General features: G+C 74.5%; 26 protein-coding genes. 14 read left to right on the top strand and 12 right to left on the bottom strand.

The features are described 5' to 3' along the window. Positions 1 to 24: 24 nt before the first annotated feature. From ACLQ22_RS18430 to ACLQ22_RS18420, 3 genes are all read right to left on the bottom strand, one after another. A complete protein-coding gene (locus ACLQ22_RS18430) occupies positions 25 to 552 on the bottom strand; it encodes a DinB family protein (RefSeq protein WP_425693395.1) in 528 nt (175 codons plus the stop codon). Between the two features lie 59 nt (positions 553 to 611). Next, positions 612 to 803, bottom strand: coding sequence for a hypothetical protein (locus ACLQ22_RS18425; protein WP_425693394.1), 192 nt, complete (start codon positions 801 to 803; stop codon positions 612 to 614). Positions 804 to 895: 92 nt separating this feature from the next. After that, positions 896 to 1807: a DUF72 domain-containing protein gene (locus ACLQ22_RS18420; protein ID WP_425693393.1), complete on the bottom strand. Its 912-nt coding sequence runs from the start codon at positions 1805 to 1807 to the stop codon at positions 896 to 898. 245 nt (positions 1808 to 2052) lie between these two features. Between ACLQ22_RS18420 and ACLQ22_RS18415 the strand changes: the two genes are divergently transcribed. From ACLQ22_RS18415 to ACLQ22_RS18395, 5 genes are all read left to right on the top strand, one after another. Next, positions 2053 to 2985: a hypothetical protein gene (locus tag ACLQ22_RS18415; RefSeq protein WP_425693392.1), complete on the top strand. Its 933-nt coding sequence runs from the start codon at positions 2053 to 2055 to the stop codon at positions 2983 to 2985. A gap of 144 nt (positions 2986 to 3129) precedes the next feature. Next, a complete protein-coding gene (locus tag ACLQ22_RS18410; protein ID WP_425693391.1) occupies positions 3130 to 3843 on the top strand; it encodes a Pr6Pr family membrane protein in 714 nt (237 codons plus the stop codon). A gap of 122 nt (positions 3844 to 3965) precedes the next feature. Further along, a complete protein-coding gene (locus tag ACLQ22_RS18405; protein ID WP_425693390.1) occupies positions 3966 to 5012 on the top strand; it encodes an NAD(P)-dependent alcohol dehydrogenase in 1047 nt (348 codons plus the stop codon). Between the two features lie 24 nt (positions 5013 to 5036). Further along, entirely contained in the window at positions 5037 to 5552 is a 516-nt protein-coding gene (locus tag ACLQ22_RS18400) for a 2'-5' RNA ligase family protein (RefSeq protein WP_121395712.1), read from the top strand. 110 nt (positions 5553 to 5662) lie between these two features. Continuing rightward, a complete protein-coding gene (locus tag ACLQ22_RS18395; RefSeq protein ID WP_425693389.1) occupies positions 5663 to 6532 on the top strand; it encodes a S1 family peptidase in 870 nt (289 codons plus the stop codon). A gap of 123 nt (positions 6533 to 6655) precedes the next feature. Here ACLQ22_RS18395 and ACLQ22_RS18390 read toward each other — a convergent pair whose 3' ends face one another. Then, positions 6656 to 7738, bottom strand: coding sequence for an NYN domain-containing protein (locus ACLQ22_RS18390; RefSeq protein ID WP_425693388.1), 1083 nt, complete (start codon positions 7736 to 7738; stop codon positions 6656 to 6658). 164 nt (positions 7739 to 7902) lie between these two features. On the opposite strand from ACLQ22_RS18390, the gene ACLQ22_RS18385 reads away from it, so the two are divergent. The 3 genes from ACLQ22_RS18385 to ACLQ22_RS18375 all read left to right on the top strand — a co-directional run bounded on the left by ACLQ22_RS18385 (position 7903) and on the right by ACLQ22_RS18375 (position 11141). Then, positions 7903 to 9192, top strand: a complete 1290-nt coding sequence (locus ACLQ22_RS18385) for a histidine kinase (protein ID WP_425693387.1) — start codon at positions 7903 to 7905, stop codon at positions 9190 to 9192. Further along, positions 9189 to 9848, top strand: coding sequence for a response regulator (locus ACLQ22_RS18380; protein ID WP_425693386.1), 660 nt, complete (start codon positions 9189 to 9191; stop codon positions 9846 to 9848). Before ACLQ22_RS18385 ends, ACLQ22_RS18380 begins: the two co-directional genes overlap by 4 nt. 144 nt (positions 9849 to 9992) lie before the next feature. Beyond that, positions 9993 to 11141: an endonuclease gene (locus ACLQ22_RS18375; RefSeq protein WP_425693385.1), complete on the top strand. Its 1149-nt coding sequence runs from the start codon at positions 9993 to 9995 to the stop codon at positions 11139 to 11141. Between the two features lie 75 nt (positions 11142 to 11216). Here ACLQ22_RS18375 and ACLQ22_RS18370 read toward each other — a convergent pair whose 3' ends face one another. The 5 genes from ACLQ22_RS18370 to ACLQ22_RS18350 all read right to left on the bottom strand — a co-directional run bounded on the left by ACLQ22_RS18370 (position 11217) and on the right by ACLQ22_RS18350 (position 16163). Then, the gene (locus ACLQ22_RS18370) at positions 11217 to 12404 is read right to left on the bottom strand and encodes an LLM class flavin-dependent oxidoreductase (RefSeq protein ID WP_425693384.1); all 1188 of its coding nucleotides are present in this window, start codon (positions 12402 to 12404) and stop codon (positions 11217 to 11219) included. A 108-nt stretch (positions 12405 to 12512) separates the two neighbouring features. Beyond that, entirely contained in the window at positions 12513 to 13760 is a 1248-nt protein-coding gene (locus tag ACLQ22_RS18365) for a YeiH family protein (RefSeq protein ID WP_425693383.1), read from the bottom strand. Next, entirely contained in the window at positions 13760 to 13906 is a 147-nt protein-coding gene (locus ACLQ22_RS18360) for a hypothetical protein (protein WP_425693382.1), read from the bottom strand. The genes ACLQ22_RS18365 and ACLQ22_RS18360 overlap by 1 nt, the downstream gene beginning before the upstream one ends. A gap of 510 nt (positions 13907 to 14416) precedes the next feature. Beyond that, on the bottom strand, positions 14417 to 15052 hold the full coding sequence (locus tag ACLQ22_RS18355) for a CG0192-related protein (protein WP_425693381.1): 636 nt from the start codon (positions 15050 to 15052) through the stop codon (positions 14417 to 14419). A gap of 79 nt (positions 15053 to 15131) precedes the next feature. Then, positions 15132 to 16163, bottom strand: coding sequence for an MBL fold metallo-hydrolase (locus ACLQ22_RS18350; RefSeq protein ID WP_121395723.1), 1032 nt, complete (start codon positions 16161 to 16163; stop codon positions 15132 to 15134). Positions 16164 to 16375: 212 nt separating this feature from the next. Between ACLQ22_RS18350 and ACLQ22_RS18345 the strand changes: the two genes are divergently transcribed. Then, positions 16376 to 17176: a crotonase/enoyl-CoA hydratase family protein gene (locus tag ACLQ22_RS18345; RefSeq protein ID WP_425693380.1), complete on the top strand. Its 801-nt coding sequence runs from the start codon at positions 16376 to 16378 to the stop codon at positions 17174 to 17176. Positions 17177 to 17326: 150 nt separating this feature from the next. Here the strand turns inward: ACLQ22_RS18345 and ACLQ22_RS18340 are convergent, their stop codons facing one another. Continuing rightward, positions 17327 to 18421: a sugar kinase gene (locus tag ACLQ22_RS18340; RefSeq protein WP_425693379.1), complete on the bottom strand. Its 1095-nt coding sequence runs from the start codon at positions 18419 to 18421 to the stop codon at positions 17327 to 17329. Positions 18422 to 18424: 3 nt separating this feature from the next. Continuing rightward, a complete protein-coding gene (eda, locus tag ACLQ22_RS18335; RefSeq protein WP_425693378.1) occupies positions 18425 to 19090 on the bottom strand; it encodes a bifunctional 4-hydroxy-2-oxoglutarate aldolase/2-dehydro-3-deoxy-phosphogluconate aldolase in 666 nt (221 codons plus the stop codon). A gap of 54 nt (positions 19091 to 19144) precedes the next feature. Here eda and ACLQ22_RS18330 point away from each other — a divergent pair, with 54 nt between their 5' ends. The 3 genes from ACLQ22_RS18330 (at position 19145) to ACLQ22_RS18320 (ending at position 23075) form a co-directional block, all read left to right on the top strand. Then, positions 19145 to 19921, top strand: a complete 777-nt coding sequence (locus tag ACLQ22_RS18330) for an IclR family transcriptional regulator (RefSeq protein ID WP_425693377.1) — start codon at positions 19145 to 19147, stop codon at positions 19919 to 19921. Between the two features lie 245 nt (positions 19922 to 20166). Further along, on the top strand, positions 20167 to 21720 hold the full coding sequence (locus tag ACLQ22_RS18325) for a ricin-type beta-trefoil lectin domain protein (RefSeq protein WP_425693376.1): 1554 nt from the start codon (positions 20167 to 20169) through the stop codon (positions 21718 to 21720). Positions 21721 to 21812: 92 nt separating this feature from the next. Continuing rightward, positions 21813 to 23075, top strand: a complete 1263-nt coding sequence (locus ACLQ22_RS18320) for a ricin-type beta-trefoil lectin domain protein (RefSeq protein WP_425693375.1) — start codon at positions 21813 to 21815, stop codon at positions 23073 to 23075. Positions 23076 to 23271: 196 nt separating this feature from the next. Here ACLQ22_RS18320 and ACLQ22_RS18315 read toward each other — a convergent pair whose 3' ends face one another. Next, on the bottom strand, positions 23272 to 23436 hold the full coding sequence (locus ACLQ22_RS18315; protein WP_425693374.1) for a hypothetical protein: 165 nt from the start codon (positions 23434 to 23436) through the stop codon (positions 23272 to 23274). A 183-nt stretch (positions 23437 to 23619) separates the two neighbouring features. Here ACLQ22_RS18315 and ACLQ22_RS18310 point away from each other — a divergent pair, with 183 nt between their 5' ends. Further along, positions 23620 to 24519, top strand: a complete 900-nt coding sequence (locus ACLQ22_RS18310) for a bile acid:sodium symporter family protein (protein WP_425693373.1) — start codon at positions 23620 to 23622, stop codon at positions 24517 to 24519. A 327-nt stretch (positions 24520 to 24846) separates the two neighbouring features. Next, a complete protein-coding gene (locus ACLQ22_RS18305) occupies positions 24847 to 26715 on the top strand; it encodes an ATP-binding cassette domain-containing protein (RefSeq protein WP_425693561.1) in 1869 nt (622 codons plus the stop codon). The last annotated feature ends 47 nt before the right edge of the window (positions 26716 to 26762 follow it).

The raw sequence follows: 26762 nt of genomic DNA, 5'->3' as shown, positions 1-26762 counted from the left end.
CGGCCCCGCGCCGAACGCCGACGGTCAGGCGCGCCCCGCCGCCCTCAGCAGCCGGAGCTGACCGATCTCGGCCGCGTTCTTCATCAACTCGGCGTTGACCCAGCCGAGCATGTGCGCCACCGTGTGCCCCGCGTCGTCCTGCCACGGGAACGGCGCGGTGGCGTCGAGGTCGGCGTCGGTGAGGCGGTCGAGGTGCCCGAGCCACTCGGCGCGCAGGCCCCGCAGCCAGGCGATTGTCGGCTCGCCCGCGCCCGGCCATCCGACGTCGGTGCGCTGCCGTGGCGGCCGTCCGCCGAGATGGTCCATGGCCACCGTCCACCACCAGCCGATGTGCCAGGACAGCCAGCCGATCGTCGGGACCGGCACGGGGTCGGGTTCGGTGTCGGCCCAGTCGGGTGTCCACCCGCCGGCGGGGTCGCGACGCACCGTCCAGCAGATCGCGGCCGGCTCCCAGAGGAAGTCCGCCGCGTCGAGACGCTCGAGGTGGTACTCGAACAGCGACCACGTCAGGTCGAACTGCCAGCGCAGGAGTGCACGGGAGGTTGCCGCCATCCGGCGATCATGCCCGAGGGCGCCGACCCGGTCCACGGAATTGGGCCCCCGCCACGAGGTCAGCCGCCGGCGGTGTCCTCCTCGGCGACCTCGGCGGGGTCCGCCGCCACCGGGTGACCGGTGTCGTCCACCAGACCGGGCGCCATGCTGCCGCCGTGTGCCTCCTGCGCCTCCCGGGTCTCGCGCGCCGCCGCGTCCCCCGGCACGCCCGGCGTCGCCTCTCCGGGGCGCTCCTGCCGCTGCTCACTCATCACCGCGTCCCCTTCCGTCGCTCACGCCCCCGCCGGTACCCGGGCGGCCGACGGGAAAACCTCGCCGCCGCGCCGACGATCCCGGCGCGTGCTCAGGACGGCGAACCGGCTCCCGCCCGGTCGCGTCCCGCCGGCCGGACCCCGAGCAGCTCCGCGAGTCGGGCGGCGTCACGCTGGGCCTGGTCGCCGCAGCAGTTGTTGAACAGCGCGTGCAGCTCCCCCGCCTGCCCGGCCAGCTCGGCCAGGAGTTCCGACCAGCGGCGGAGTTCCTCGTCGCCGTACGCGTAGCGGAACTTCTCCTGCTTGTCCCCGGTCTCCCAGGCGGTGCTGTGCCCGTGGAACCGGACGACCGCCAGCTCCGCCGTGGCGAACAGGATGGGCGGCACCGACGAGGGATGCCCCTGCGGCATGTCGACGCAGACGAACGACAGCCTGCGCTCCCGCAGGAACGCGAGCGTGTCCAGCGCCGCCGTGCCGTCGAACCACGACCCGTGGCGCAGCTCGACGGCGACCCGCCACGGCTGGCACCGCTCCGCCAGCTCGGCGATGCGCCGCTCGGCGGCGGCCCCACGGGCCAGCCACGGCGGGAACTGGAGCAGGACCGCGCCGAGCCGGTCGGCCGCCGCGATCGGGTCCAGCGCCGCCCGGAACCGGTCCCACAGCTCGTCGTACGCGGCCGCGGGGAGGTCCCGGCGGCGGATCCGGCTCGGGCCACCGGCCGGGCGCAGGTCGCGGGGCAGCGCCGCCACCGGTGTCGGGTGACCGGTGAAGAGGCTGAACGCCTTGACGTCGAAGGTGAAGTCCTCGGGCGTGGCGTCGACCCAGCCCCGCGTCGTCTCGGGCACGGGCACCGCGTAGTAGGAGGTGTCCACCTCGACCAGCGGGAAGCGCCCGGCGTAGAAGTCGAGCCGGCCGGCCGGGGTGTTGGCCGCGCGCGGATACCAGCCCGAGCGCAGCAGCATCTGGTCCGCCCAGGACGACGTGCCCACCTTGATCACACCCATGTGATTCAGTGCACCGCGGACCGGACGAATCGGCAACCGCTGGCGGAAAACCGGCAGCCGGGCTGCCCGCCGGCATCCGGCTCGGCGACGAAACCGGAGCGGCAGCCGCGAGGCGGTCGACGACGCCAGGACCGTGGGCCGCCCCAGAAACCCGGTCCCCGCCTCCTCCCCGAGCCGGCGTTTGTGGGACGTCACACCCCGACGCGTGTGACGGTCCGGGGGCCGGTGGCGCTGAGGGACACGAGATGAAAGCACACCGGATGGACCAGGAGACCGTCGAGCGGCTGCTCGACGGTCCTGTCCTCGACCCGCAGGACGGCCCGCAGCCCGTCACGTCGTTGTTGACGGCGGTCCGCGCCCCGGGCCGGGCCGGCGAACTGGCCGGCGAGGAGGCGGCCGTACGGGCCTACCGGCTGGCCCGGGCCGGCAGCCCGCTCGGTCCGCCGGAGCCGCGCCGCCGTCCCGCCCTCGCGGGGTTCGGCGTCCGCGCCGCGCTGGCCGGTGCCGCCCTCGCCCTCACGGGCGGGGTGGCCCTCGCCGCCACCGGGGGCGCGCTGCCCCTCCCGCTGCGGGGTCCGGCGCCCACCACCGCCGCTCCCGCGCCCGCCCCCACCACGGACGCCTCCTCCACGACGACCCGCCATCCGCCGTCCGCCCCGACGGGCGGGGCGGACGGTCGGCCGGAGCCGGACGCGAAGCTGCGGGAGCTGTGCCGGGCGTACCGGGCGGACGCCGGCGACCGGCCGGGCGGCTCTCCGGACGACGCCACCTTCGGTGACCTCGTCGACGCCGCCGGTGGCCCCGGGGAGGTGGCCGGCTACTGCGAGCGGGTGCTGGCCGACGAGCCGAAGGACCCCAGCCCGCACGGCAGCCCGTCCGGCGGGCCGGCGGTCACGCCGACCGGCCGCCCCGGAGCGGACCCGACGGGCCGTCCCGGGGTCGACCCGACCGGCCGACCGGCGGTCACGCCGACCAGCCATCCCGGGGTCGACCCGACCGGCCGACCGGGAGCCGACCCGACCGGTCGACCCGGGGCCGAGCCGACCGTCCGGCGGACCGGGCCGCCCACGGCGTCGCCGTCGGCCACGGCCGCACGATCGGCCCGGCCCGACCCCGTCCAGGTCTCGCCGGCGCAGGGGCGCCACACCGCCGCGCCGAGCGGCGGCGACGCGGGCTGACCGGGCGGCCGGCGGGCGGGCGCGTCCCTGCCGGCGCGCCGTGCCGGCGGCGTGGCCCGCGTTTGCGCGCGGGTGACCGTCCGGGCTTCCGGTGGCGCGTCGTCGGCCGGTGACCTCGGCGGAGGCGGCTGGTAGCTTGCCCCGATGAGTCTGCGGCGTCGACGCGTGGCGGTGGCCTTCCGCCTGGCGATCGTGATCAGCGTGCTGGCCGGGATCGTGCTCACCGCGCTCGGTTCCGCCACGGTCACCGGCCTGCTGCCGTACTTCACGATCCAGAGCAACCTCGCCGTCGGGCTCTTCGCCGGATACGCCGCCTGGCTGGCCCGGCAGGACCGGCCCGAGCCGCCCTCCGCGCTCAAGGGCGCGGTCACGCTCTACATCACCATCACCGGCGTGGTCTACCACCTGGTGTTGGCCAACCCGGCCAGCCCGTTCGCGATGCCGCCGGCCGACCGCACGCTCGGCGAGGCGCTGGGCAACCAGTTCCTGCACACCGTCGTGCCCCTGCTGGCCGTGGCGGACTGGGCGCTGTTCGACCGCCGGGGCCGGCTCCGCCTGCGCTACGCGGCCTGGTGGCTGGCGTTCCCCCTCGGATACCTCGGCTTCGCGCTGCTCCGCGGGCTGGTGGTGGACCGGTATCCGTACCCGTTCGTCGACGCGGGCGAGTTGGGCTACGCCGGGGTGGCCGTCAGCGCGGTCTTCTTCGCCGCCGCGTTCTGGCTGCTGGGCCTGCTCTTCGTCGCCGTCGACCGGGGCCTGGGCCGCCGTGCCGCGGCGCCGGACGCCACCTCGACCAGCCCGGACGCCACCTCGACCGTCCCGGAGGCCGCCCGGCCCGACGCGACGGCCCTGCCCTGACGGGGCCACGCTCCCGGCGGTTCGCCCGCACGGGGTGAACCGGGGCGCCGCGGTGGGCCGTTTGGGCTGCCGCTGAACGGGCAGCCGGCAGGCGGACCGGAAGCGGGAGAACGGGAGACGTCATGCGCGCACTGCGATTGCCCAACTGGAAGTCGGCGCCCGAACTGGTCGAGGTCGACGAGCCGACCCCGGGCCCGGGTCAGGTGGTCGTGAAGATCGGCGGTGCCGGCGCCTGCCACTCCGACCTGCACCTGATGCACGACTTCGAGGCCGGCACGGTGCCCTGGAACCCGCCGTTCACCCTCGGCCACGAGAACGCCGGTTGGGTGCACGCGCTCGGCGACGGGGTGGGCGGGCTGACGGTGGGCCAGCCGGTGGCCGTGTACGGGCCGTGGGGCTGCGGCACCTGCGCCCGCTGCCGGGTGGGCGTCGACCCGTACTGCGAGAACACCGCCGAGGCGCCGGTGCCCGGCGGGGGCGGCGGCCTCGGCCTGGACGGCGGCATGGCCGAGTACATGCTGGTGCCGCAGGCCCGGCAGGTCCTGCCGCTGCCCGACGGGCTCGACCCGGTGCTGGCGGCGCCGCTGACCGACGCGGGGCTCACCCCCTACCACGCGATCCGCCGTTCCTGGGCGAAACTCGGCCCGACCAGCACCGCCGTGGTGATCGGCGTGGGCGGGCTCGGGCACGTCGGCGTGCAGATCCTCAAGGCCACCACCGCGGCCCGGGTGATCGCGGTGGACACCCGCGAGGAGGCGCTGAAGCTCGGTGCGGAGTGCGGCGCCGACCTGACGATGCTCTCCGGCGAGGACACCGCCCAGGAGATCCGCCGGGCCACCGGCGGCCGGGGCGCCGACGTGGTCCTGGACTTCGTCGGCGCCGACCCGACCCTCGCGCTCGGCGCCGCCGCCGCCCGCACCGTCGGCGACCTGACCATCGTCGGCATCGGCGGCGGCACGCTGCCGGTGGGCTTCTTCTCCGTGCCGTACGAGGTGAGCATCCAGACCACATACTGGGGCAGCCGGCCGGAGCTCGTCGAGGTGCTCGAACTGGGCGCCCGGGGCCTGGTGAGGCCGAAGGCCAGCACCTTCTCGCTGGACGAGGCGGTCGTCGCGTACCAGAAGATGCGCGACGGCACGCTGGAGGGCCGGGCCGTCGTCGTGCCGTGACCGCCGCGACCCTAGAGTGATCATGTGGTCGCGGCGCTGGAGCTCTACCTGGACACCGACGCCACCCGACGGATCCGGGTGCTCTGGGACGCGCTGGAGTCCGAGGGCGTGCAGAGCATGCGGTCGCTGCTGGAGCAGCGCCACCGGCCGCACGTCTCGCTCGCCGTCGCGCCCCGCTTCGACCCGGAGCGGGTCGCGGCGGCGCTGCGCGGCACGGTGGTCGCCGCTCCGCTGCGGCTGAGCTTCGAGCACGCCGGGCAGTTCGTCGGCCGGGTGCTGTGGCTGGGCCCGACCCCCACCGCCGAGCTGCTCGCGCACCACGCGCGGGTGCACGGCCGGCTGGCCGAGGCGGGGATCGGGCTGGTCGAGCACTACCAGCCGGGGCGTTGGGTGCCGCACTGCACGCTGTCCATGCGGGTGCCGAACGCCCTGATGGCCGCCGCCGTACGCCGCTGCCTGGAGGTGCTGCCGCTGGAGGCGACGGTGGTCGGCGCGGCCCTCACCGACCACGCCCGGGGCATCTCCCACCCGTTGCCGTAGCCGGACCGCACCGCCGTCGTGACTGAGGCGGTGCGGTCCGGCGCTTGTCCGGGTCGCATCCGGGGGTGGATCCTGTAGGGAATCGACAGAAACGAATCTATGGAGGTTCGATGCGTCGTCTCCCGCCCGCCCTGCTCCTGCTCGCCGCGCTGCTGCTCGGCCTGCCGGCGCCCGCCCACGCCGCCCCCGATAACGGCGGGGCCGCCCCCGACCACGACACCGGCCGCGCCGCGGCCGCGCTCGCGCAGGTCCGCACCACCGGCACCGCCTGGGGGCTCGACCCCGCCACCGGCCGGATGACCCTGACCGTCGACGACACCGTCTCCGCCCGGGACGTGGCCGCGCTGCGGGCGACCGCCGACCGGGCCGGTGCGGTGCTCCGCCGCGAGCCGGGTCAGCTGCGCACCCTCATCGCCGGCGGGCAGGCGATCTACGGCGGCGGCGGACGGTGCTCCCTCGGCGCCAACGTCCGCAGCGGCAGCACCTACTACTTCGTCACCGCCGGCCACTGCACCACCGCCGGCGCGACCTGGTACGCCAACAGCGCGCAGACCACCGTCCTCGGCAGCCGGACGGGCAGCAGCTTCCCCGGCAACGACTACGGGCTGGTCCGCTACACGAGCCTGGTCGCCCACCCCAGCGCCGTCTACACCTACCCCGGCCTGCTCACCATCAACGGCGCCGGCAACGCCTACGTCGGCCAGGCGGTCTGCCGCAGCGGCTCCACGACCGGGGTGCGCTGCGGCACGGTCACCGGGCTCAACGCGACAGTCAACTACGCCCAGGGCAGCGTCACCGGCCTGATCCGGACCAACATCTGCGCCGAGCCGGGCGACAGCGGCGGGCCGCTCTACGCCGCCGGCACCGGCACCATCCTCGGCATCCTCTCCGGTGGCAGCGGCAACTGCACCAGCGGTGGCACCACCTACTACCAGCCGATCATGGAGATCCTGGCCGCGTACGGCGTGACCGTCCCCTGACCGACCACCCGCGTGCCCGGCCCGACCCCGCGCGACGGGCCGGGCACGGCGGGGTCAGCCCTCGCGGCCGGTGGTCGCGACGCCCACGACGAGGTGACGCCCTCCGGCACCGACCGGAACCGGTCAGGCGGCCCGGGGGGTGAGGAGGTAGTCGTCCGCCTCGGGGCTCCACCGCAGGTCGACGACGCCGCTGGTGGCGGCCGCCTTGCAGAACTGGAGGAAGCTGCGGTAGCCCAGCTTCTTCTCGCTGAAGTCGGGCCGTGCCCGGCGCAGCTGGTTCTTCAGCCCGGAGAGGGCCACCGCGCCCTCGTCGCCGGCGAGATCCGCCACCACCGAGCCGAGCAGCCCGAACGCCACCTCCCGGTCGCCGTGCTCGGGCAGGGAGACCTCGGGGTCGCCCTTGGCGGGCCCCTCCGCCAGCTCGACCACGTTGTGCTGGGCGAGGTGCCGCATGAGTTCCCCGAAGGTGCGGAACCCGTAGTCGGACTCGCTGAACGTCGGGTCCTTGCGCAGCAGGGTGCGCTTCAACGTCGAGGCCGTCACCTCGCCGCTGGAACTGCCCTGGAGGCCGGCGACGGTCTGCGCCACGAGCACGGCGAGCGTGTCGACGTCCCGGCCGGCCTCCTCGACCGCCGGCTGCGGCTCGGGCTCGGGCTCCTGCTCCACCCGCGGCACGTCGGGGCTGGGCAGGCGGGCCGGGCGGCCCCGCCGGACCCGGGCGGGCGGGATGTCGACGCCCTCCAACCGGTCGTAGTAGAGGAACTCGTCGCACGCGGGCGGCAGCAGCGCCGAGGTCGAGTTCTCCACACCCACGCCGATGACGCGCTTGTTCAGCTCGCGGAGCTTGTGGACCAGCGGGGTGAAGTCACTGTCGCCGGTGCAGATCACGAAGGTCGAGATGTAACCGCGTTCGAAGGCCAGCTCCACCGCGTCCACGGCCATCTTGATGTCGGCGGCGTTCTTGCGCGAGGCCCCCATCCGCTGGGGAATCTCGATGAGCTCGACGTGCGACCGGGTGAGCATCCGCCGGTCCTCGTCGAAGTAGGACCAGTCCGCGTACGCCCGGCGCACCACCACCCGGCCGCGCTCGGCGAGGGCGTCGGCGATGGGCCGGAAGTCGAAGGCCACGCCGCCGAGGTGGTCGCGGGCCCCCAGCGCGAGGTTCTCGTAGTCGAGGAAGAGGGCGATGCGGTCTTCGTGATCCACGCAGGTCAGCCTACCCCCGGCGGGGCGCCGCACCGTTCCGGTCCGCCGCCGTCCGGCGCCGTGTCCACCGTGGTGGGCCGGCCGGGCGGGGTAGTGCTGGCCCTACCCGGGGACTACCTCCAGACGGCTGGGTCGGCGCGTCGGCCACGGTTAGCGTCAGCGGCATGACGACTGCCCGCCCCCTGTGCCTGGCCGAGGCGCTGCGCCGGCCCGGATATCTGCTCTCGCCGTGGCCGTGGCGCGCGCTGGCCTACCTGCTCACCACCGTCCCGGTCGCCGGGGTGCTCGCCGTCGGGCTGCTCGTCGTCGGTGCGCCCCTGCTGGCGGCGGTCAGCGCCGCCCGACAGGACCGCCCGGTCGAGCTTCCCCTCGTGCTGTTCCTGGCCGTCGGCGCGCTGGCGGTGCTGGCGTCGGCCCCGGTCGTGAGCATCGCGGTGACCGCCGTGGAACGGCAGCGACTCGGCCTCGTGGACGGGCGGCCGTTGCCGGCGTACCGGTGGTGGGGCCTGGCCGCGCGTTACACCGAGGCCGCCGCGTGGCGGGAGGTCGCCCACACCTTCTGGCTGGGCGGCGTCGTGCCGCTCGGGTACGCCGTGTTCACCCTGCTCGTGCTGCTCGACCTCACGCTGGTCGCCAGCCCCTGGCTGGCCGGCGACGCCGACGAGGTCATCGTGGTCTGGACCACCGTCGACACGGCCGGCGAGGCCGTCCCGTACGCCGTCCTCGGGGTCCTGCTCCTCCCGGTGCTCTGGTACGGGCTCGGCGCGCTCGCCGCGGTCCAGGGCGCGGTGGCGCGGTGGCTGCTCGGCCGGCCCGCCGACGGGGTGGCCCTGCGGGAGGTCAGCCGCTCGCGGGCCCGGCTGGTCGACGCGTACGAGACCGAACGCCGCCGCATCGAGCGCGACATGCACGACGGCGCGCAGCCCCGGCTGACCAGCCTCACCCTCCACCTGGGCCTGGCCCGGCTCGACGTGCCCGAGGACTCCCCCGCCGCCGGTCCGCTCGCCGTCGCGCACGACCAGGCCAAGAGCCTGATGGTCGAGCTCCGGCAGATCGTGCAGGGCATCCGCCCGCAGAGCCTCACCGATCTGGGCCTGGCCGGCGCGGTACGGGAACTCGCCGGCGAGGCCACCGTTCCGGTCACCGTCCACGCCGACCTCGGGCAGCCGCTGCCCGAACTCGTCGAGAGCACCGCCTACTTCGTGGTGTCGGAGGCGCTGGGCAACGTCGTCCGGCACGCCGGGGCGACCCGGGCCGAGGTCCGGCTGGTCCAGGCCGACGGCGAACTCGTCGTGGAGATCTCCGACGACGGCTGCGGCGGCGCCGACCCGGCAGGGGGCACCGGCCTGACCGGCCTCGCCGACCGGGTCGCCGCGGCCGACGGGCGGCTGCTGCTCGCCAGCCCGCCCGGAGGCCCTACGCTCGTCCGGGTGGAGTTGCCGTGCCACCGATGACGCGCGTCGTGCTCGCCGAGGACGAGGTCCTCCTGCGCGAGGGCCTCGCCGGCCTGCTGGCGAGGTTCGACTTCGAGGTGGTCGCCGCCGTCGGCACGGCACCGCAGTTGCGGGACGCCGTCCGGGCGCACGAGCCGGACCTGGTGGTGACCGACATCCGGATGCCGCCCGGCCCGCGCGACGACGGGCTGCGGGCCGCCGTCGACCTGCGCGCCGAACGGCCGCGGCTCGCCGTCATGGTGCTGAGCCAGCACGTGCAGGCCGAGTACGCCTCCGCCCTGCTCGCCAGCGGCGACGGCCGGGGCGTCGGCTATTTGCTCAAGGACCGCGTCGCGGAGGTCGCCGAGTTCGCCGGGCAGCTGCGTACGGTCGCCGGCGGCGGCACTGTCGTCGATCCCGACGTGGTGCGGCGGCTGCTGCACCGCCCGCGCGACCCGCTCGCGGCCCTGTCCGCCCGGGAGCGCGAGGTGCTGACGCTGCTCGCCGAGGGGCGCTCCAACGCGGCGATCGCCGCGCGGCTGCACGTCACCGAGGCGGCGATCGGCAAGCACATCGGCAACGTCCTGGCGAAGCTCGGCCTGCTGCCCAGCGACGACACCAACCGCCGGGTGCTGGCGGCCCTCACCTACCTGCGCGCGGGCCCGTCGCCCCGGTAGCCGGCCCGGCGCGCCCACGTGCCGGGCGGGTGCCGCCCCGCCGAAAGTTGCGCTCCCGATCTCCCGACGTTCACCCGCGCACCGATAGCATCGCTGCTCATGAATACGAGGAGCAGTACCCGCTCGGGGCCCAGAAGGCTGGCGATGGCGTTCGCGCTGGCCGTCGTCCTGGTGGCGCCCGTGGCGGTGACGGCCGCGGCGTCGGCCGCCGCCACCCTGACCGTGGCCCAGGCGCTCGCCGCGCAGGACGGCCGGACGGCCGCCGTGACCGGCTACGTCATCGGCCAGCCGACCAGCAGCACGACGGTGCTCAGGTCCGGCTTCACCTCGGACACCGCGATCGCGATCGCCGACACGGCGGCCGAGACCGGCGCGAGCAGGATGCTCTACGTCCAGGTCACCGCCGCCTACCGGAGCACGTTCGGGCTGCTCACCAACCCGGGCCTGCGGGGCCAGCGGATCACCGCCACCGGTGCGCTCACCGCCTACTTCAGCCACGGCGGCCTGAAGAACCCGACGGCGATGACCCTCGGCGGCACCGCGCCCTCGCCGAGCCAGTCGCCGACTCCGGTCCCGACGACCAGCCCGGTGCCCGGCGGCGACTACGACTCCACCTACTACGCCGACGCGATCGGCAAGTCCGGCACGGCGCTGCGCGGTTCGCTGCACTCGATCATCAAGGTGCAGACGAAGCTCTCCTACGACCAGGTGTGGGAGGCGCTGAAGGACACCGACCAGGATCCGGCCAACAGCAACAACGTCATCCTGCTCAACACCGGGCGGTCCCAGAGCAAGACCAGCAACGGCGGCGGCGTGAACGACTGGAACCGCGAGCACGTCTGGGCCAAGTCGCACGGCGACTTCGGCACCGCGACCGGCCCGGGCACCGACGTCCACCACCTGAGGCCGGAGGACGTCTCGGTCAACTCGACGCGCGGCAACAAGGACTTCGACAACGGCGGCAGCCCCGTCGCCGAGGCGCCGGGCTGCTACACCGACGCCGACTCGTGGGAGCCGCGCAACGCGGTCAAGGGCGACGTGGCACGCATGATCATGTACATGGCGATCCGGTACGAGGGCACCGACGGCTGGCCCAACCTTGAGCTGAACCAGTCGGTCAACAACGGCACCGCGCCGTACCACGGCAAGATGTCGGTGCTGCTCCAGTGGAACCAGGCCGACCCGCCGGACACGTTCGAGAAGCGCCGCAACCAGCGGATCTACGAGCGCTGGCAGGGCAACCGGAACCCGTTCGTCGACCACCCGGAGTGGGCGACCGCCATCTGGGGCTGACCCGCCGCACCGACGCCCGCGGCCGGCCCCTCGCCCCGGGGCCGGCCGCGACGCGACGGATCGCGCCGGTGTGGATCAGCCTGCCGACCCGGCGACCGCCACGGGGCGACCCGGCGGCTCCGGGACGAACGGGAGGCTCTTCGGTTCCACCGGCCGGTGCCCGCCGGCCGGGTGCCGCCAGAGCCCGCGCTCGCGCAGGATCGGCAGTACGCCCTCGCCGAACCAGTACGCCTCCTCCAGGTGCGGGTGCCCGGAGAGGATGAACTCGTCCAGGCCGAGCGCGTGGTACTCGGCGATCCGGTCGGCCACCTCCGTGTGGCTGCCCACGAGGGCCGTGCCGGCGCCACCCCGGACCAGACCGAAGCCGGCCCAGAGGTTGGGTGCGACCTCCAGGCCGTCGCGGGAGCCCCCGTGCAGGTCGAGCATCCGGCGCTGCCCCTCGGACTCGCTGCCGCGCAGCCCCTCCTGGGCCGCCCGCAGGTCGGACTCGGCGATGCCGTCGAGCAGGCGGCGGGCCTGCGCCCAGGCCTCCTCGGCGGTGTCCCGGGTGATGACGTGCAGCCGGATGCCGAAGCGCAGTTCCCGGCCGACCTCGGCGGCCAGCGCGCGCACCCGGTCGAGCTTGCCGGCCACCTGGGCCGGCGGCTCGCCCCAGGTGAGGTAGACGTCGCTGTGCCGCACCGCCACCGGCAGCGCGGCGGCGGAGGAGCCACCGAAGTAGATCGGCGGAACCGGGTCGGGCAGCCGGTTCAGCCGGCCCCGCGCGATGCGCAGGTGCTCGCCGGTGTGGTCCACCGTCTCGCCGCGCCACAGCGCCCGCACGATGTGCAGGAACTCGTTGGCGCGCGCGTACCGGGCGTCCTTGTCCAGGAAGTCGCCGTAGGCACGCTGCTCCTGCGACTCGCCGCCGGTGACCACGTTGACCATCAGCCGGCCGCCGGAGAGCCGCTGGAACGTCGAGGCCATCTGCGCCGCCAGCGCGGGTGTGAGCAGGCCGGGCCGGAAGGCGACCAGGAACTTCAGCCGCTCGGTCACCTCGGTGAGCATCGCCGTGCTCAGCCAGGCGTCCTCGCACCAGGCGCCGGTCGGGGTGAGCGCGCCGACGAAGCCGAGCTGCTCGGCGGTCCGTGCGATCTGGCCCAGATAGGCGACGGTCGCCGGGCGGGCGCCGCCGGCCGTGCCGATCGGCACGCCGTGGCCGCCGCCGACGATGTCCCGGCTGTCGCCGTAGGTGGGCAGGAACCAGTGGAAGGTGAGGGTCATCCGGATCTTTCCTCCAGGGCGCGGCGGGAACGGGTGCGGTCAGGCCTGCGGCCGGCGGCGGGGTCGGTGTCGTGCCGCGCGACGACCATCGGGACCCTCCGGAGCGGGTCAGGCGACGAAGCCGTGGAAGAGCAGCGACGCCAGCCCGAGCGCCAGGGCCAGGTTGAACACGGTGGCCCCGGCGAAGACCGCGACGGGTCGCCACCCGGCCTCCCGCAGCGAGGTCACGCGGACCTCGAGACCGATGCTGACGAAGGCCAGGATCAGGAACCAGACCCGCAGGTCGTTGACGACCGCGATGGTGGCCTTGCCGTCCGCGCCCGCCGCGTCGAGGTACCAGGTGGCGATCACCGAGGCGGCGACGAAGCCGAGGACGAACTTGGGGAAGCGGCGCCACAGCTCCCCCACGCCCGGCCGGGCGGCCCCGGGCCGGCGTTCCACCCGCAGCGTGAAGTACGCGGTGAGCGCCACCGCCACCACGCCCATCAGGGCGTTCTGGGTGACCTTGACGATGCTGGCGATCTGCAGCGCCTCCTCCCCGGCCAGCGCCCCGGCCGCGGTCACCGCCGCGGTGGTGTCGATGTTGCCGCCGATCCAGGCGCCGGCCACCGCGTCGGACAGCCCGAGCAGGTCGGCCAGCCACGGCAGGATGAAGATCGAGGGCAGCGCGAAGACGATGACCAGGCTGGCCGTGTAGGCGAGCTGCTCGCGGCGGGCCCGTACCGCGCCCGCGGCGGTGATCGCGGCGCTGACCCCGCAGATCGACACCGCCGAGGCGAGCAGCGCGCGCAGCTTGTCGTCGAGCCCGAGCCGGCCGGCCAGCCACCAGGTGAACAGGAACACCCCGCTGATCAGCAGGACCGCCTGGGCGATCGCCGGGCCGGCCGCGCTGGCGATCACCGCCAGGTTGATCGAGGCGCCGAGCAGCACCAGGCCGGTCTTGATGAAGAACTCGGTACGGAACGCGGCGGCGATCCGGTCGCGCAGCCCGAGCCGGGTGACCGCGACGTTGCCGAGCAGACCGAGCAGGATCGCGTACACGGGATACTCGACCGCCGCGGCGACGTCCTCGACGGCGCTGCCCTCGGCCCAGGTGGGGACGTTCTGCTCCAGGATGCGGGTGAGCGCGGCGAGGGCCAGCACCACGAGCAGGCCCAGCCCCGTCCAGGCCCGCAACGCGCCCGGCCGGGCGGTGACCGGGGCGGGTTCTCCGGCCGGCGCGGCGGTGCCGGAGCCGGCGGCCGTGCCGGCACCGGAGCGGACGGGCTCCTCCCCCGCCGTCAGGGCGCCGGAGCGGGTCGGTTCCTCCGCCGCCGTGCGGGCACCGGACGAAGTGGGCTCCTGCGCGCCGGCCATCAGGGCACCAGCCCGGCGGGAACGGCGCCGACCAGCACCAGGGCGATCAGCACGAGGCCGAGGACGGTGGCGGCCCAGTCCTCGTTGAACGCGAGCCGGGACTCGTCGGCGGTGGGTGGGGTCTGGGGTCTCGGATCGCTGCTCATGACGCTCCTTGGGAGGGGGCGACCGCGCGCGGGCAGGGTCGACGGGAGAGGGGCACGCGGAGGCGCGGGAGGGGAACGGAGGATCCCGGCGCCGGCGCGGCGGCCGGCGTACGTGGGGGCGACGCCACGGGTGCGCCCGGCGGCATCGACGGCGCCGGCGGTGGGCGCGCCGGATCGGGTGGCACGGCGGGGAAGGGCCGCGTCGGGCCCCGGCCCGGTGGAACCGACCGGTCAGGCCGTCGGCGCGGCGCGATCGGCGGTCAGGCCGTCGGGCGCGGACCGGGACAGAGCTGCGAGGCGACCCGCATCAGGTCGACGACCCGGCGGGAGGTGAGCAGCGGTACGCGCGGCATGACCCCATTTTCCTACCGGATCAGTAGGATTACAAGACCCCTTCGCCCTCGGATGGGCCGAAGGGGTCGGCGCGCTGCCCGACGCCGGCGGCACGCGGGACGAGGTCGACCGGGCCCGCGGGGCGAACCACCGCACGGCCGGCGCGGTGCGCCCCGGTCAGCGCCGGCGGGCGTACGCCAGCGGCAGCGGGCTCGGCTGGCCGCTCCACGTGCCGGTCAACACGGCGCCGTCCGACGCGGTGCCGCCGTCGGGGCGGCGGACGACGGCCAGCTCCACCGAATCGGTGACGACGAGGGTGAGGTCGCCCTCGTCGATTACGCGGCGCACGGCGCCGACGGGCGGGACCTCGGCGCCCCGGGTGCCGCTGCCCGCGATGGCCATCGACAGCTCGCGGTACTCCCGCCGGCCGTCGACCTCGAAGAACTCCTGCGCCTGCCCGGCGTCGGCGAGCACGGCCGCGGCGAGCGTCGCGGCGTAGACGGGGTCCGCGCACGCGTCGTAGACCCAGCGGCGGCCGAGCACGGAGTGCTCGGTGGTGCCGACGAGCCAGTCGTCGCCGCCGTCGAGGGGTGCGCCGCGGTAGGTCAGCGGGACCTGGTGGATCGGCCCGTCGCCGGCCCTGAGGAGCAGCGTCTCGACGCCGACGGCGCCGGCCGGATCGTCGAACCGGTAGGCCGCCACGCGCGCGACGTCGGCGTCGGCCGGCCCCTGGTACCACGGTCGGCCGGGCAGCCACGCCGCCAGGAGTGCGAACTTCGTGGGGCGCATTTCCGCCCGGTACAGCAGCGCCATACGCCGCATCGTAGGGGCACGGCCGTGCCCCGCGCTGACCCGGCCGCCACGCGACGCCGACGGAAGCGGGCCCGGCGGGTCACGCGGTGGCGTAGCGGCGCAGCCCGTCGACGTCGGACCGGGTCAGCCGACCCTGCGCGACCAGGAGTTCCAGGTGCGCCGCCGTCTCGGTGACGGCGAGCATCGCGTTGAACACGTCGAGGTCACCCAGCCGGCGCTCCCGCCGGGTCCAGCGCAGCTGCGCGGCGACCTCGTACGCCGAGATCGCGCCCCGGGCGACGGCGGCCTCCGTCTCGTCGAGCCGGGCGCCGTGGTGCGCGACGAGTTCGTCGACCCGCGCGTGCACGCTGGGGGTCACCGGCCCGTGCGCCGGGAGCAGCCGCGCGTCCGGTCGCCGCCGGACCAGCGCGAGCGATGCCAGGAAGTCGCCGAGCGGATCCGCCGACAACGCGGCCTCGAAGCCGATCGAGGGCGTGATGGTGGGCAGCACGTGGTCACCGGCGAACAGCAGGTGCCCGCCGGTGTCGTGGAAGACGACGTGCCCGCGCGTGTGGCCCGGCGTCTCGACGACGTGCAGGGTGCGCTCGCCGTGCCTGATCTGCTCACCGTCGTGGAACCAGTCGTCCGGCAGCTCCCAGTCCTCGGTGCTCAGCCGCGTCCCGGTGAGCCCCGCCAGGGTGTCGGCCAGCTCGCCGGCGCCCAGCAGCCGCAGGCGGCCGAGCTGCTCGGCGAGCGGATTCCGGTGCGGCGTCATGGACACCGCCAGGCTCTCGCGTTCACCCGCGCCGAGGCTCACCCGCATGCCGTACTCGCGGCGCAGGTGCACGGCCTGCGTGTAGTGGTCCCGGTGGACGTGCGTCACGAGGAACCGGCGCACGTCCCCCAGCGAGCAGTCCAGCTCCTTGAGTGCCGCGTCGAGCGCGGAGCGCGCCTCGGCGACCGCCCACCCGGAGTCGACGAGCACGAGGCCGTCGTCGTCGCGCAGGACGTACACGTTCACGGCGCGCAGGCCGTCGTTCGGCAGGGGCAGCGGCACCCGATGGACGCCGGGGGCGACCTCGAACGTTCCGGGCGTGGTCCAGTCGTCGTGGTTGCCGGTGTCCGAGGTCATGGCCCGACCATAGTTCCGGCTCGTGTCCGCGCCCCCGGCGGCCCACCGCGTCCGGTACGCGATCGTCGCCGCGACCAGGGACGCCGCGCCGCAGCCCGACGGGTGGCCCGGTCGGGCCACGGTCAGCCGTCGCGTACCCCGCCTTGCCGGCCGGACGGGCGTGTGGTTGGTTTCGGGGCAGACCAGATCAGCGGCACACCGAGGAGACGCGCGTGGACGACCCGGTTCTCGTCGAGCGGGACGGTCCCGTGGAAACGTGGACGATCAACCTGCCGGAGGCCCGCAACCCCATCTCCGGCGACGACGTGATCGACGCGTTGGTCGCCCGGGTCGACGCGGTCAACGCCGACCGGGCGGTGCGGGCGGTCATCCTCACCGGCGCCGGCAGCGCCTTCTCCGCCGGCGGCAACGTCAAGGACATGGCGGACCGGGTCGGCCTCTTCGGCGGCGCGCCGCAGGAGCTGCGCGACGGCTACCGCCGCGGCATCCAGCGGATCCCCAGGGCGATGTACGCGTGCGACGTGCCGCTGATCGCGGCGGTGAACGGAGCGGCGGTCGGCGCCGGCTGCGACCTGGCGCTCATGTGCGATCTGCGGATCGCCTCGGAGCGGGCGTTCTTCGCGGAGAGCTTCGTCAAGCTCGGCATCATCCCCGGCGACGGCGGCGCCTGGCTGCTGCCCCGTGCCGTCGGCGCCGCCCGGGCCGCCGAGATGACGCTGACCGGGGACCGGGTCGACGCCGCGACCGCCCTGGAGTGGGGGCTGGTCTCCCGGGTCGTGCCGCACGGGGAGCTGCTCACCGAGGCGCGTCGGCTGGCCGACCGGGTGGCGGCGAACCCTCCGCACGCCGTACGGATGGCCAAGAAGCTGCTGCGCGAGGCCCAGCACCAGAGCCTCGACAGCGTCCTGGAGCTCTCCGCCGCGATGCAGGCGCTGGCGCACCAGACCCGCGACCACGACGAGGCGGTCCGGGCCTTCCTCGACCGGCGCGAACCGCACTTCACCGGGGAGTGAGCGGATCGACGGCCGGCGGGTGCCGCCGGTGACGACCCCCTCGCCGGGGCCGGCCGCCCTCCGGAGGCCGGCCACGTCGCGTCGGGCGGCCCGCCGCCGGGGCCCGGGAGGCGCATCGCTCCCGGGCCGGCCGGCGGGCCCCGCCGTCGGTCAGCGCTGCACGCGCGCGCCGGCGCCCCGCACGAGCGCCTCGACCTCCCGGAGGCTGGCCATCGAGGTGTCGCCGGGCGTGGTCATCGCCAGCGCGCCGTGCGCCGCGCCGTACTCGACGGCCGTGGCCAGGTCGCCCTTCTCCAGCAGCCCGTAGATCAGGCCGGAGGCGAAGCTGTCGCCGCCGCCGACCCGGTCCATGATCTCCAGACCGGGCCGGTGGGTCGCCTCGACGAACTTCCCGTCGGCCCAGGCGATCGCGCCCCAGTCGTTGACGGTCGCGGTGCGGACCGTACGCAGGGTGGTGGCGACGACCTTGAAGTTGTCGTACTCCCGGGTGGCCGCCTCGATCATCCGCTGGAAGTTGGCCACCTCCAGCTCGGACAGCGAGGCGTCGGTGTCGGGCACCTCGAAGCCCAGCGAGGCGGTGAAGTCCTCCTCGTTGCCGATCATCACGTCGACGTAGCGGGCCAGCCGGCGGTTCACCTCCTGGGCGCGGGCCTGCCCGCCGACCGCCTTCCACAGGCTGGGCCGGTAGTTGAGGTCGTACGAGACGACGGTGCCGTGCCGGGCGGCGGCGGCCATCGCCGCCTCCATCGTCTCCGGGGTGGTCTCCGACAGGGCGGCGTAGATGCCGCCGGTGTGCAGCCACCGCACCCCCAGCGTGCCGAACAGGTGGTCCCAGTCCACCTGGTCGGGCCGGAGCTGGCTGGCGGCGCTGTGGCCGCGGTCGGAGGTGCCGACGGCGCCCCGGACGCCGAAGCCGCGCTCGGTGAAGTTGAGCCCGTTGCGCACGGCGCGGCCGACCCCGTCGTAGGGCAGCCAGGTCACCAGCGACGTGTCCACCCCGCCCTGGAGCACGAGGTCCTCCAGCAGCCGGCCCACCTCGTTGTCGGCGAACGCGGTGACCACGGCGGTCCGCAGGCCGAAGCAGCGGCGCAGGCCGCGCGCCACGTTGTACTCGCCGCCGCCCTCCCAGGCCCGGAAGGTGCGGGCGGTGCGGACCCGGCCCTCGCCCGGGTCGAGCCGCAGCATGATCTCGCCGAGGGAGACCAGGTCGTACCGGCACTCGCCGGCCGGTCGGATGGACAGCACGGCTCAGCTCTCCACGGCGGGTCGGGCGGCCTCGACGGCCGCGGCGGTGCGGGCGGCGACCTCGTCCCAACGCCCGGCGGCGATCAGGTCGGGGGCGACCATCCAGGTGCCACCGACCGCCAGCACGGCGGGCAGCGCGAGGTAGTCCGCGAGGTTGGCGGTGTTGACCCCGCCGGTGGGGATGAACCGCACCGAGCGGTACGGCGCGGCGAGCGCCTTGATCATCCCGACGCCGCCGAGCTGCTCGGCGGGGAAGAACTTGACCGTGTCGAGCCCGGCGTCGAGGGCCATCTGGATCTCGGTGCCGGTGGCGACGCCGGGGAAGACGGGCACGCCCAACTCCTGGCAGCGCCGGACGACGGCCGGGGAGAACCCGGGGGTGACGACGAACCGGGCGCCGGCCTCGACGGCCTGGTCGACCTGGGCGGGGGTCAACACGGTGCCGGCGCCGACGAGCAGGTCGGGTCGCTCGGACATGACGCGGATCGACTCGGCCGCGGCGTCGGTGCGGAAGGTCACCTCGGCGCAGCGCAGGCCGCCCCGCACCAGCGCGTCGGCCAGCGGGGCGGCGTCGCGGGCGTCGTCGAGCACGACGACCGGCAGGATCCGGGCCGCGCCGACGGCCGCGACGACCGCATGTCTCTGTTCATCATTCTGTACGCCAGTCACATATGTGACCCTAGCCGTGCCGCCCGGCCTGTCAACCCCGCTAGAGTGGCGCCCATGACGCTGCCCGGCGGGTTCCAGCCCGTGAAGTCCTCCACCCGGACGCTGGAGGTGCTCGAGGCGCTGGCCGCCTCGCCGCAGCGGCGCTCGCTGGTCGACCTGGCCCGCGCGCTGGACATCCCGAAGAGCAGCCTGCACGGCATCCTGCGCACCATGGCCCAGCGCGGCTGGGTCGAGAGCGACCCGACCGGCACCCGGTTCGGGCTCGGGGTGCGCGCGCTCCAGGTCGGCGCCGCGTACCTCACCAGCGACGACACCGTGGGCCTGCTCGGCGGGGTGCTCGACGACCTGTCCCGGCAGTTCGGCGAGACCGTCCACCTGGGACGCCTGGACGGCGCGCACATCGTCTACCTCGCCAAGCGCGAGTCGGTGCACCCGCTGCGGCTCTACAGCGCGATCGGCCGGCAACTGCCCGCCCACGCCACCGCCCTGGGCAAGGCGCTGCTCGCCGAGCGTCCGGACGACGCGCTCGACGGGCTGCTGACCTGGCCGCTGCCCGCGCTCACCCCGCACACCGTCACCGACGCCGACGCGCTGCGCGCCGAGCTCGCCGCCGTCCGGGAACGCGGCTACGCGGTGGACCGCGAGGAGAACACCGAGGGCATCATCTGCTTCGCGACGGCCGTACCCCTGGCGGCGCCGGCGTCCGACGCGATCAGCCTGTCGGTGCCGGTGGCCCGGCTGGACGCCGCCGGCGAGGACCGGATCGTGGCCGCCCTCCGCCGGGCGGTCGACCAAGTCCGGGCGGCGCGCGGCCTGCTCTCCACCGCCTGACCGACGCCGCTCAGGCGCCCCGCCGCCCGCCGACGGGGCCCGGGTGCGCACCGCAGGCGGGCGCGGCCCGGGTCCGGGGGCGCACTGGGGACGGATGCGGCCACGGCACACCGGTCGTCGCCGAGGGCGACGCGCGGGCCACAACTGGCAACCTTCTTGACAGATGTGTCGAGATATCGACAGACTTCTTTCAGAGAGCGCTCTCTTGATCCGTCTGCCACCCTCGCCGCACCGGGAGAATCCTCTTGTCTCGAAGACTGCGCATGCTCGTCCCCGCCGCCGCCGGCCTCCTGCTCCTCGGCCTGACCCCGGCGGCGGGCCACGCGAGCGACACTGCCCCCGCCGCCCCGGCCCCCGCCGCGGCGGCCACGCCCGACCTCAGCCCCGCCCTGGTCGAGGCGATGCGCCGCGACCTCGGCCTCACCCCCGCCCAGGTCGACGAACGCCTGCGCACCGAGGCGGCGGCGCCGGTGGTCGAGCGGCGCCTGCGGGCGAAGCTCGGCCCGGCGTTCGCCGGCGCGTGGATCCCGTCCGGCGGGCAGCGCCTCACCGTCGCCGTCACGGATGCGGCGCTCGCCAGGACCGTCCGCGCCGAGGGCGCCGACGTCACGGTCGTCGCCCGCAGCGAGCACACCCTCGACGCGGTCAAGCGCGCCCTCGACCGGCGCACCGCCGCCGCCGACCCCCGCGACGTCCACGGCTGGCACGTCGACGTCGCCCGCAACAGCGTGGTCGTGACGGTCCGGCCGGGCGCCACCGACGAGGCGATCGCGTACGCCAAGGCCAGCGGCGTGCCCACGGACGCGATCCGGGTGGTCACGGCCACCGACGCGCCCCGGCCGCTCTACGACATCCGCGGCGGCGACCAGTACGTGATCAACGGCAACACCCTCTGCTCGGTCGGCTTCGCCGTCGTCGGCGGCTTCGTCACCGCGGGCCACTGCGGCGGCGTCGGCAGCCCGACCCTCGGCTTCAACAACGTCTCCCAGGGCACGTTCGCGGGGTCGTCGTTCCCCGGCAACGACTACGGATGGGTACGCACCAACGGCTCCTGGACGCCGCAGCCCTGGGTGAACAACTACTCCGGCGGCAACGTGACGGTCGCCGGCTCGCAGGACGCGGCGATCGGCAGCTCGGTCTGCCGCTCCGGGCGGACGACCGGCTGGCGCTGCGGGACCATCCTGGGCCGCAACGAGACCGTCAACTACCCGCAGGGTGCGGTGTCGGGCCTGACCCGCAGCAACGCCTGCGCCGAGGGCGGCGACTCCGGCGGGGCCTGGATCTCCGGCAACCAGGCCCAGGGCGTCACGTCCGGCGGTTCCGGCAACTGCTCCACGGGCGGCACGACCTGGTTCCAGCCGGTCAACGAGATCCTCGGCGTCTACGGGCTGTCCCTGGTGACCACCGGTGGCGGCGACGGGAGCCGGCTGATCAGCAACTGGAACAACCGCTGCATCGACGTGCCGAACTCCAACTTCTCCGACGGCGTCCCCCTGCAGACCTGGACCTGCAACGGCACCGCCGCGCAGTCGTGGACCTTCACCGGCGGCACGCTGCGTACCCAGAACAACAAGTGCATGGACGTGGCCTGGGGATCCACCGCCAACGGCGCGGCCATCCAGATCGCCAACTGCAGCGGAAACCCGGCCCAGCAGTTCGTCCTCTCGGCGGCCGGCGACCTGGTCAACCCGCAGGCGAACAAGTGCGTCGACATCAAGGAGTGGATCAACTCGGACGGCGCCCGCCTGCACCTGTGGGACTGCGTCGGCGGCGCCAACCAGAAGTGGCGTCGCGGCTGAGCCCACATCCGTCCGCCGTCGCGCCCGCACCGAACGGCCGATCGACGCCGCGGGGAAACGCCGCGACGGCGCAGATGCCAAGGAGGTCCTACATGTTCAGATTCCGTACCCGTCGCCGGCCGTGGGCGCTCGCCCTCGCCGCGACCGCGATCATCGGCGCCACCACGGCCCTCGCCGTGCCGGTCCACCCCGAACCGGCGCAGGCCGGCATCGGGGGGATCACCTGGCAGGACGAGTTCAACGCGGCCGCCGGCACGCCCGTCGACCAGAGCAAGTGGCGCTTCGACATCGGCGGCGGCGGCTGGGGCAACAACGAGCGGCAGTACTACACCAACAGCACGAGCAACGCCGCGCACGACGGCCAGGGCAACCTGGTGATCACCGCCCGCCGGGAGAACCCCGCCAACTACCAGTGCCACTACGGCCGGTGCGAGTACACCTCGGCCCGGCTGCTCACGGCGGCGACGTTCACCCAGGCGTACGGCCGCTTCGAGGCCCGCATCAAGATCCCGCGCGGCCAGGGCATCTGGCCGGCGTTCTGGATGCTCGGCAACGACATGGGCAGCGTGGGCTGGCCGAACGCGGGCGAGATCGACATCATGGAGAACATCGGCCGGGAGCCGAACACCGTCTACGGCACCATCCACGGCCCGGGCTACTCGGGTGGCGGCGGCATCACCGGCAGCCGCACCATCGGCCAGCCGCTCGCCGACGCCTTCCACACCTACCGGGTGGACTGGGAACCGAACTCCATCATCTGGTACCTCGACGGCGTCGAGTTCCACCGGGTCGACCCGGGCCGGCTGGGCGGCAACCGCTGGGTGTTCGACCACCCCTTCTTCATGATCCTGAACGTGGCGGTGGGCGGGAACTGGCCGGGCTACCCCGACGGCTCCACGCAGTTCCCGCAGCAGATGCTCGTGGACTACGTGCGCGTCTCGGGCTACACCTCGGGCGGCGACCCGCCGCCGGGCACCACCGCGATCCGGGGCGCGCTCAGCGGCCGCTGCATCGACATCCCCAGCGCCAACCCGGTCGACGGGGCCAAGCTCCAGATCTGGGACTGCAACGGCACCGCCGCGCAGGCCTGGACGTTCGCCTCCGACGGCACCGTCCGGGCGATGGGCAAGTGCATGGACCCGGCCTGGGCCGGCACGGCGAACGGCACCGAGGTCAACCTCGTCACCTGCAACGGCAACCCGGCGCAACGCTTCACGCTCAACGCCGCCGGTGACCTGGTCAACCTCAGCGCGAACCGCTGCGTCGACGTGCGGGACCGCAACACCGGCAACGGGGGCAAGCTCCAGTTGTGGGACTGCACCGGTGACGCCAACCAGAAGTGGTCGCGCGCCTGACCGCAAACTCGCGCGGGCCGACACCTCGTCGGCCCGACCGCCGACCGGGCCGGTCGGGGCGTCCAGCCCCGACCGGCCCTGCCGGCACCGCCGACGGACCAGGCACGACGCCCGCCGGCCCCCGTCCGTGCCGGGTCACCGGGCGCACCGGGGCGACGGCCCTCAGGAGGCCCCGGACGGCGGGTGGCGGGTCGGCTCATCCGGCCAGCTCGGCCAGGTCGTCGGCGGTGAGGCGGAACCGGGCCGCCGCGACGTTCTCGGCCAGGTGCCCGGGTGAGCTGGTGCGGGGGATGGCGAGGATGACCGGTGACCGGGCGAGGTCCACGTGGCGTCGGGTGATGAGAACCCTCGTCGCCGTCATGCCGCAAACCCCACTTGCCCTATAGGAGAAGGCAACAGCCGTCCCACATAGCGGCTGCGGCGAGGCGCGTCGCCCGGCAACTTGCGTCGGACGCAAACTCCGCACGCCAGGAGATTCCCGCCGCCTGGTCGCGGTGTGAGGATCCGGTGGTCCTTTGGCGCACGCGATCAGGAGGCCGCCGCCGTGAGTTCCGGTTTGTCGATCGTGCTCTTCCCCGTCGCCCTGGGCATCGTCATGCTCGGCCTCGGGCTCGCCCTGACCGTGGACGACTTCCGTCGCGTCGTCGCCTACCCCCGGGCCGTGGTCGTCTCCCTGGTCTGCCAGATGCTGATCCTGCCGGCCATCTGCCTGGGCCTGGTCCTCGTCGCCGACCTGCGCCCGGAGCTGGCCGTCGGGATGATGCTGCTCGCCGCCTCCCCCGGCGGCAGCACCGCCAGCCTCTACAGCCACCTGTTCAAGGGCAACGTGGCGCTCAACGTCACCCTGACCGCCATCAACTCGGTGCTCGCCCTGTTCACGCTGCCGCTGATCGTCAACCTCTCCGTGGCCGCGTTCATGGGCTCGGACCGCTCCCTCGGGCTGCAGTTCGACAAGGTGATCCAGGTGTTCGCCCTGGTGCTCATCCCGATCGCGGTCGGCATGGCCGTCCGCCGGCGCCGGCCCGGGTTCGCCTTGCGCATGCAGCGACCGGTGAAGATCCTCTCCATCGTCGTCCTCGTCGTGGTGATCACCGGCGCGTTGCTCGGCATCAAGGACGAACTCGCCGCCACCATCGGCGCGGTCGGCCTCGTCGTCCTGCTGTTCAACCTGATCAGCCTGGCGATCGGGTACGCGGCGCCGCGCCTGCTGCGCGTCGGGCACCGCGAGTCCGTCGCGTCGTCGTTCGAGGTCGGCGTCCACAACGCCACCCTGGCCATCACGATCGGGCTCAGCCCGGCCCTGCTCAACAACAGCGACATCGCCATGCCGTCGGCCATCTACGGCACCCTGATGTTCTTCACCGCCGCCGCCTTCGGCTTCGTCGCCGCACGACGCGGCAGTGCCGCCGCCGACCCCACGCGACAGCCGACCGCGGCGGCGTGAGCGGCCCGGCGCCGGGGGTGGAGGACGCCCCCCGGCGCCGGGGGGCGGCACCGGCCGCGATCCGCGCCATTCTCCCCGCCCAGGGGATGGACCGGCGCGTCACTGGCGGTGACCATTGGTAGTTGGTCGAATGCTCTGGGTGGAGGCGGTGGTGGGGGTCGAGCCCCGCCGCCGCCGTGCCACGACCCGGCCGCGACCGACGACCACGTCACCGCGCAGCGAGGAGACACGCCCGTGACCGGAGCCGCCACCCGAAGCGAACGGGACACCACGTCGGCACAGTCGGCACCGGCACCGGCGGAGTCGGTCCTGCCGGAGCTGCGGACGATGTACTGGGAGACCGGAATGCAGGCGCGGTCGGAAGCCGGCCTGTTCACCGTGTTCGCCGAGCTGCCCCGGCTGGTCTGGACGGCGGTCCGGACCAGCTGGCGGGCCGACCGGCTCCGGACCTCGGTGGTGGCCGCCGCGACGCTCGGCGGCGGGGCGATGGCCGCCTTCGGGCTGCTGGCCACCCAGCGGGTGCTCGTCGAGCTGTTCGCCGGGGGCCCGACCGCGGAGAAGGTGGTCGCCGCGACGCCCGCGCTCGCCGTGCTGGCAGGGGCGACCGCGCTGCGCGCCGGCATGGGCATCGCCACCGGGTACGCGCAGAACGGGCTCACCCCGCGGGTGAGCCGGGAGGTGGAACGCGGCCTGTTCGAGACGTCCACGGCGGTACGGCTGGAGGCGTTCGACGCCGACGCGTTCGCCGACGACATGGAGCGGGCCTCCCGGGGCACCGAGTCGACGGTCGACCTGGTGGAGTCGTCGATGAACCTGCTCGCCGGGCTGGCCGGCCTGCTCGCCGTGGCGGTCGCCGTCGTCGTCATCCACCCGCTGCTGCTGCTGGCGCTGCTGGTCGCGACGCTGCCCAAGGCCTGGGCGTCGCTGCGGGCCGGGCACCTGCGCTACCGGACGTACACGGCCGGCTCGGTGCGGCGACGGCGACTGTGGCTGCTGCACCGGCTGATGGCCGAGCGGGACTCGGCGCCGGAGCTGCGCTCCTACGGGCTGCGCCGCTTCCTGCTGGACCAGTACGACCGGGTGATGAAGGTCGAGACCGACATCGAGCTGGCCCTCGCCCGCCGGGTCACCACGACCACCACGGTCGGGGCGGTGATCGGCGGAATCGCCACCGCCGCGGTCTACCTCCTGCTCGGGCTGCTGCTCGTCGACGGTCAGATCCCGCTCGCGGCGGCGGCGACCTGCGTGGTCGCGGTGCAGGCCGCGCAGCGCTCGCTGGCCGTCACCACCTTCCAGGTCGACCGCGTCTACACCGAGGGTCAGCACTTCGGCGACTACACCGGGTTCATGACCCGCGCCGCCGCCTACCTGCCCGACCCTGCCATGGGCACCACGGGCGCCGACCCCGGCCCGCTGCGCGAGCTGGCCGTTCGGGATGCCAGCCTGCGCTACCCCGACCGGGACACGCCCGCCGTCGACGGCGTGACGCTGACGATCACGGCGGGGCAGACGGTGGCGTTCGTGGGCGAGAACGGCTCGGGCAAGACCACCCTCGCCGCGATGATCGCCACCCTGCGCGCTCCCACCGACGGCGTCATCTGCTGGAACGGGCGGCCCCTGCCCGAGTGGGACCTCGACGGGCTGCGGGCCCGCATCGCGGTGGTCACGCAGGAATACCACAAGTGGCCGTTCACGGCCGCGACGAACATCGCCGTCGGCGACGTCGAGAGCGAGGCCCGGCAGGACCGGATCGAGGCCGCCGCCGCCCGTGCCGTCGCGCACGAGATGATCCAGGACCTTCCCGACGGGTACGAGACGCTGCTCGACCGGACGTTCGCCAGGGGCCAGGACCTCTCCGGCGGCCAGTGGCAGCGCATCACCGCCGCCCGCGGCTTCCTCCGCGACGCCGAACTGCTGATCATGGACGAACCGTCCTCCGCCCTCGACCCGCGCGCCGAGGACGCCCTGTTCCAGGCCATCCGGGACCGGCAGGGTCGGGCGACCACCATCCTCATCACCCACCGGCTGGCCAACGTCCGGCACGCCGACCGGATCTTCGTCCTGCACGACGGCGCGCTGGTCGAGGCCGGCGGTCACGCCGAACTCGTCGCCGCCGGCGGCCGCTACGCCGAACTGTTCGCCCTCCAGGCCGCCGGTTACCACGACGACCACGCCCCCGCGCCACGGCAGCGCTGACCCGCTGCGGCCGGAGGACGACACGCCCACCGGCAGCCCCTTCTCGC

The sequence above is a fragment of the Micromonospora sp. DT178 genome, assembly GCF_049841695.1.
Lineage (GTDB): Bacteria > Actinomycetota > Actinomycetes > Mycobacteriales > Micromonosporaceae > Micromonospora.
This window is presented reverse-complemented; position numbering and strand designations above follow the sequence as displayed.

Bases quoted from the DNA above. Each gene is read 5' to 3' on its own strand.
- ACLQ22_RS18430 (WP_425693395.1), bottom strand. From the start codon at position 552: ATGGCGGCAACCTCCCGTGCACTCCTGCGCTGGCAGTTCGACCTGACG.
- ACLQ22_RS18425 (WP_425693394.1), bottom strand. From the start codon at position 803: ATGAGTGAGCAGCGGCAGGAGCGCCCCGGAGAGGCGACGCCGGGCGTG.
- ACLQ22_RS18420 (WP_425693393.1), bottom strand. From the start codon at position 1,807: ATGGGTGTGATCAAGGTGGGCACGTCGTCCTGGGCGGACCAGATGCTG.
- ACLQ22_RS18415 (WP_425693392.1), top strand. From the start codon at position 2,053: ATGAAAGCACACCGGATGGACCAGGAGACCGTCGAGCGGCTGCTCGAC.
- ACLQ22_RS18410 (WP_425693391.1), top strand. From the start codon at position 3,130: ATGAGTCTGCGGCGTCGACGCGTGGCGGTGGCCTTCCGCCTGGCGATC.
- ACLQ22_RS18405 (WP_425693390.1), top strand. From the start codon at position 3,966: ATGCGCGCACTGCGATTGCCCAACTGGAAGTCGGCGCCCGAACTGGTC.
- ACLQ22_RS18395 (WP_425693389.1), top strand. From the start codon at position 5,663: ATGCGTCGTCTCCCGCCCGCCCTGCTCCTGCTCGCCGCGCTGCTGCTC.
- ACLQ22_RS18385 (WP_425693387.1), top strand. From the start codon at position 7,903: ATGACGACTGCCCGCCCCCTGTGCCTGGCCGAGGCGCTGCGCCGGCCC.
- ACLQ22_RS18380 (WP_425693386.1), top strand. From the start codon at position 9,189: ATGACGCGCGTCGTGCTCGCCGAGGACGAGGTCCTCCTGCGCGAGGGC.
- ACLQ22_RS18375 (WP_425693385.1), top strand. From the start codon at position 9,993: ATGGCGTTCGCGCTGGCCGTCGTCCTGGTGGCGCCCGTGGCGGTGACG.
- ACLQ22_RS18370 (WP_425693384.1), bottom strand. From the start codon at position 12,404: ATGACCCTCACCTTCCACTGGTTCCTGCCCACCTACGGCGACAGCCGG.
- ACLQ22_RS18365 (WP_425693383.1), bottom strand. From the start codon at position 13,760: ATGGCCGGCGCGCAGGAGCCCACTTCGTCCGGTGCCCGCACGGCGGCG.
- ACLQ22_RS18360 (WP_425693382.1), bottom strand. From the start codon at position 13,906: ATGAGCAGCGATCCGAGACCCCAGACCCCACCCACCGCCGACGAGTCC.
- ACLQ22_RS18355 (WP_425693381.1), bottom strand. From the start codon at position 15,052: ATGGCGCTGCTGTACCGGGCGGAAATGCGCCCCACGAAGTTCGCACTC.
- ACLQ22_RS18350 (WP_121395723.1), bottom strand. From the start codon at position 16,163: ATGACCTCGGACACCGGCAACCACGACGACTGGACCACGCCCGGAACG.
- ACLQ22_RS18330 (WP_425693377.1), top strand. From the start codon at position 19,145: ATGACGCTGCCCGGCGGGTTCCAGCCCGTGAAGTCCTCCACCCGGACG.
- ACLQ22_RS18320 (WP_425693375.1), top strand. From the start codon at position 21,813: ATGTTCAGATTCCGTACCCGTCGCCGGCCGTGGGCGCTCGCCCTCGCC.
- ACLQ22_RS18315 (WP_425693374.1), bottom strand. From the start codon at position 23,436: ATGACGGCGACGAGGGTTCTCATCACCCGACGCCACGTGGACCTCGCC.
- ACLQ22_RS18305 (WP_425693561.1), top strand. From the start codon at position 24,847: ATGTACTGGGAGACCGGAATGCAGGCGCGGTCGGAAGCCGGCCTGTTC.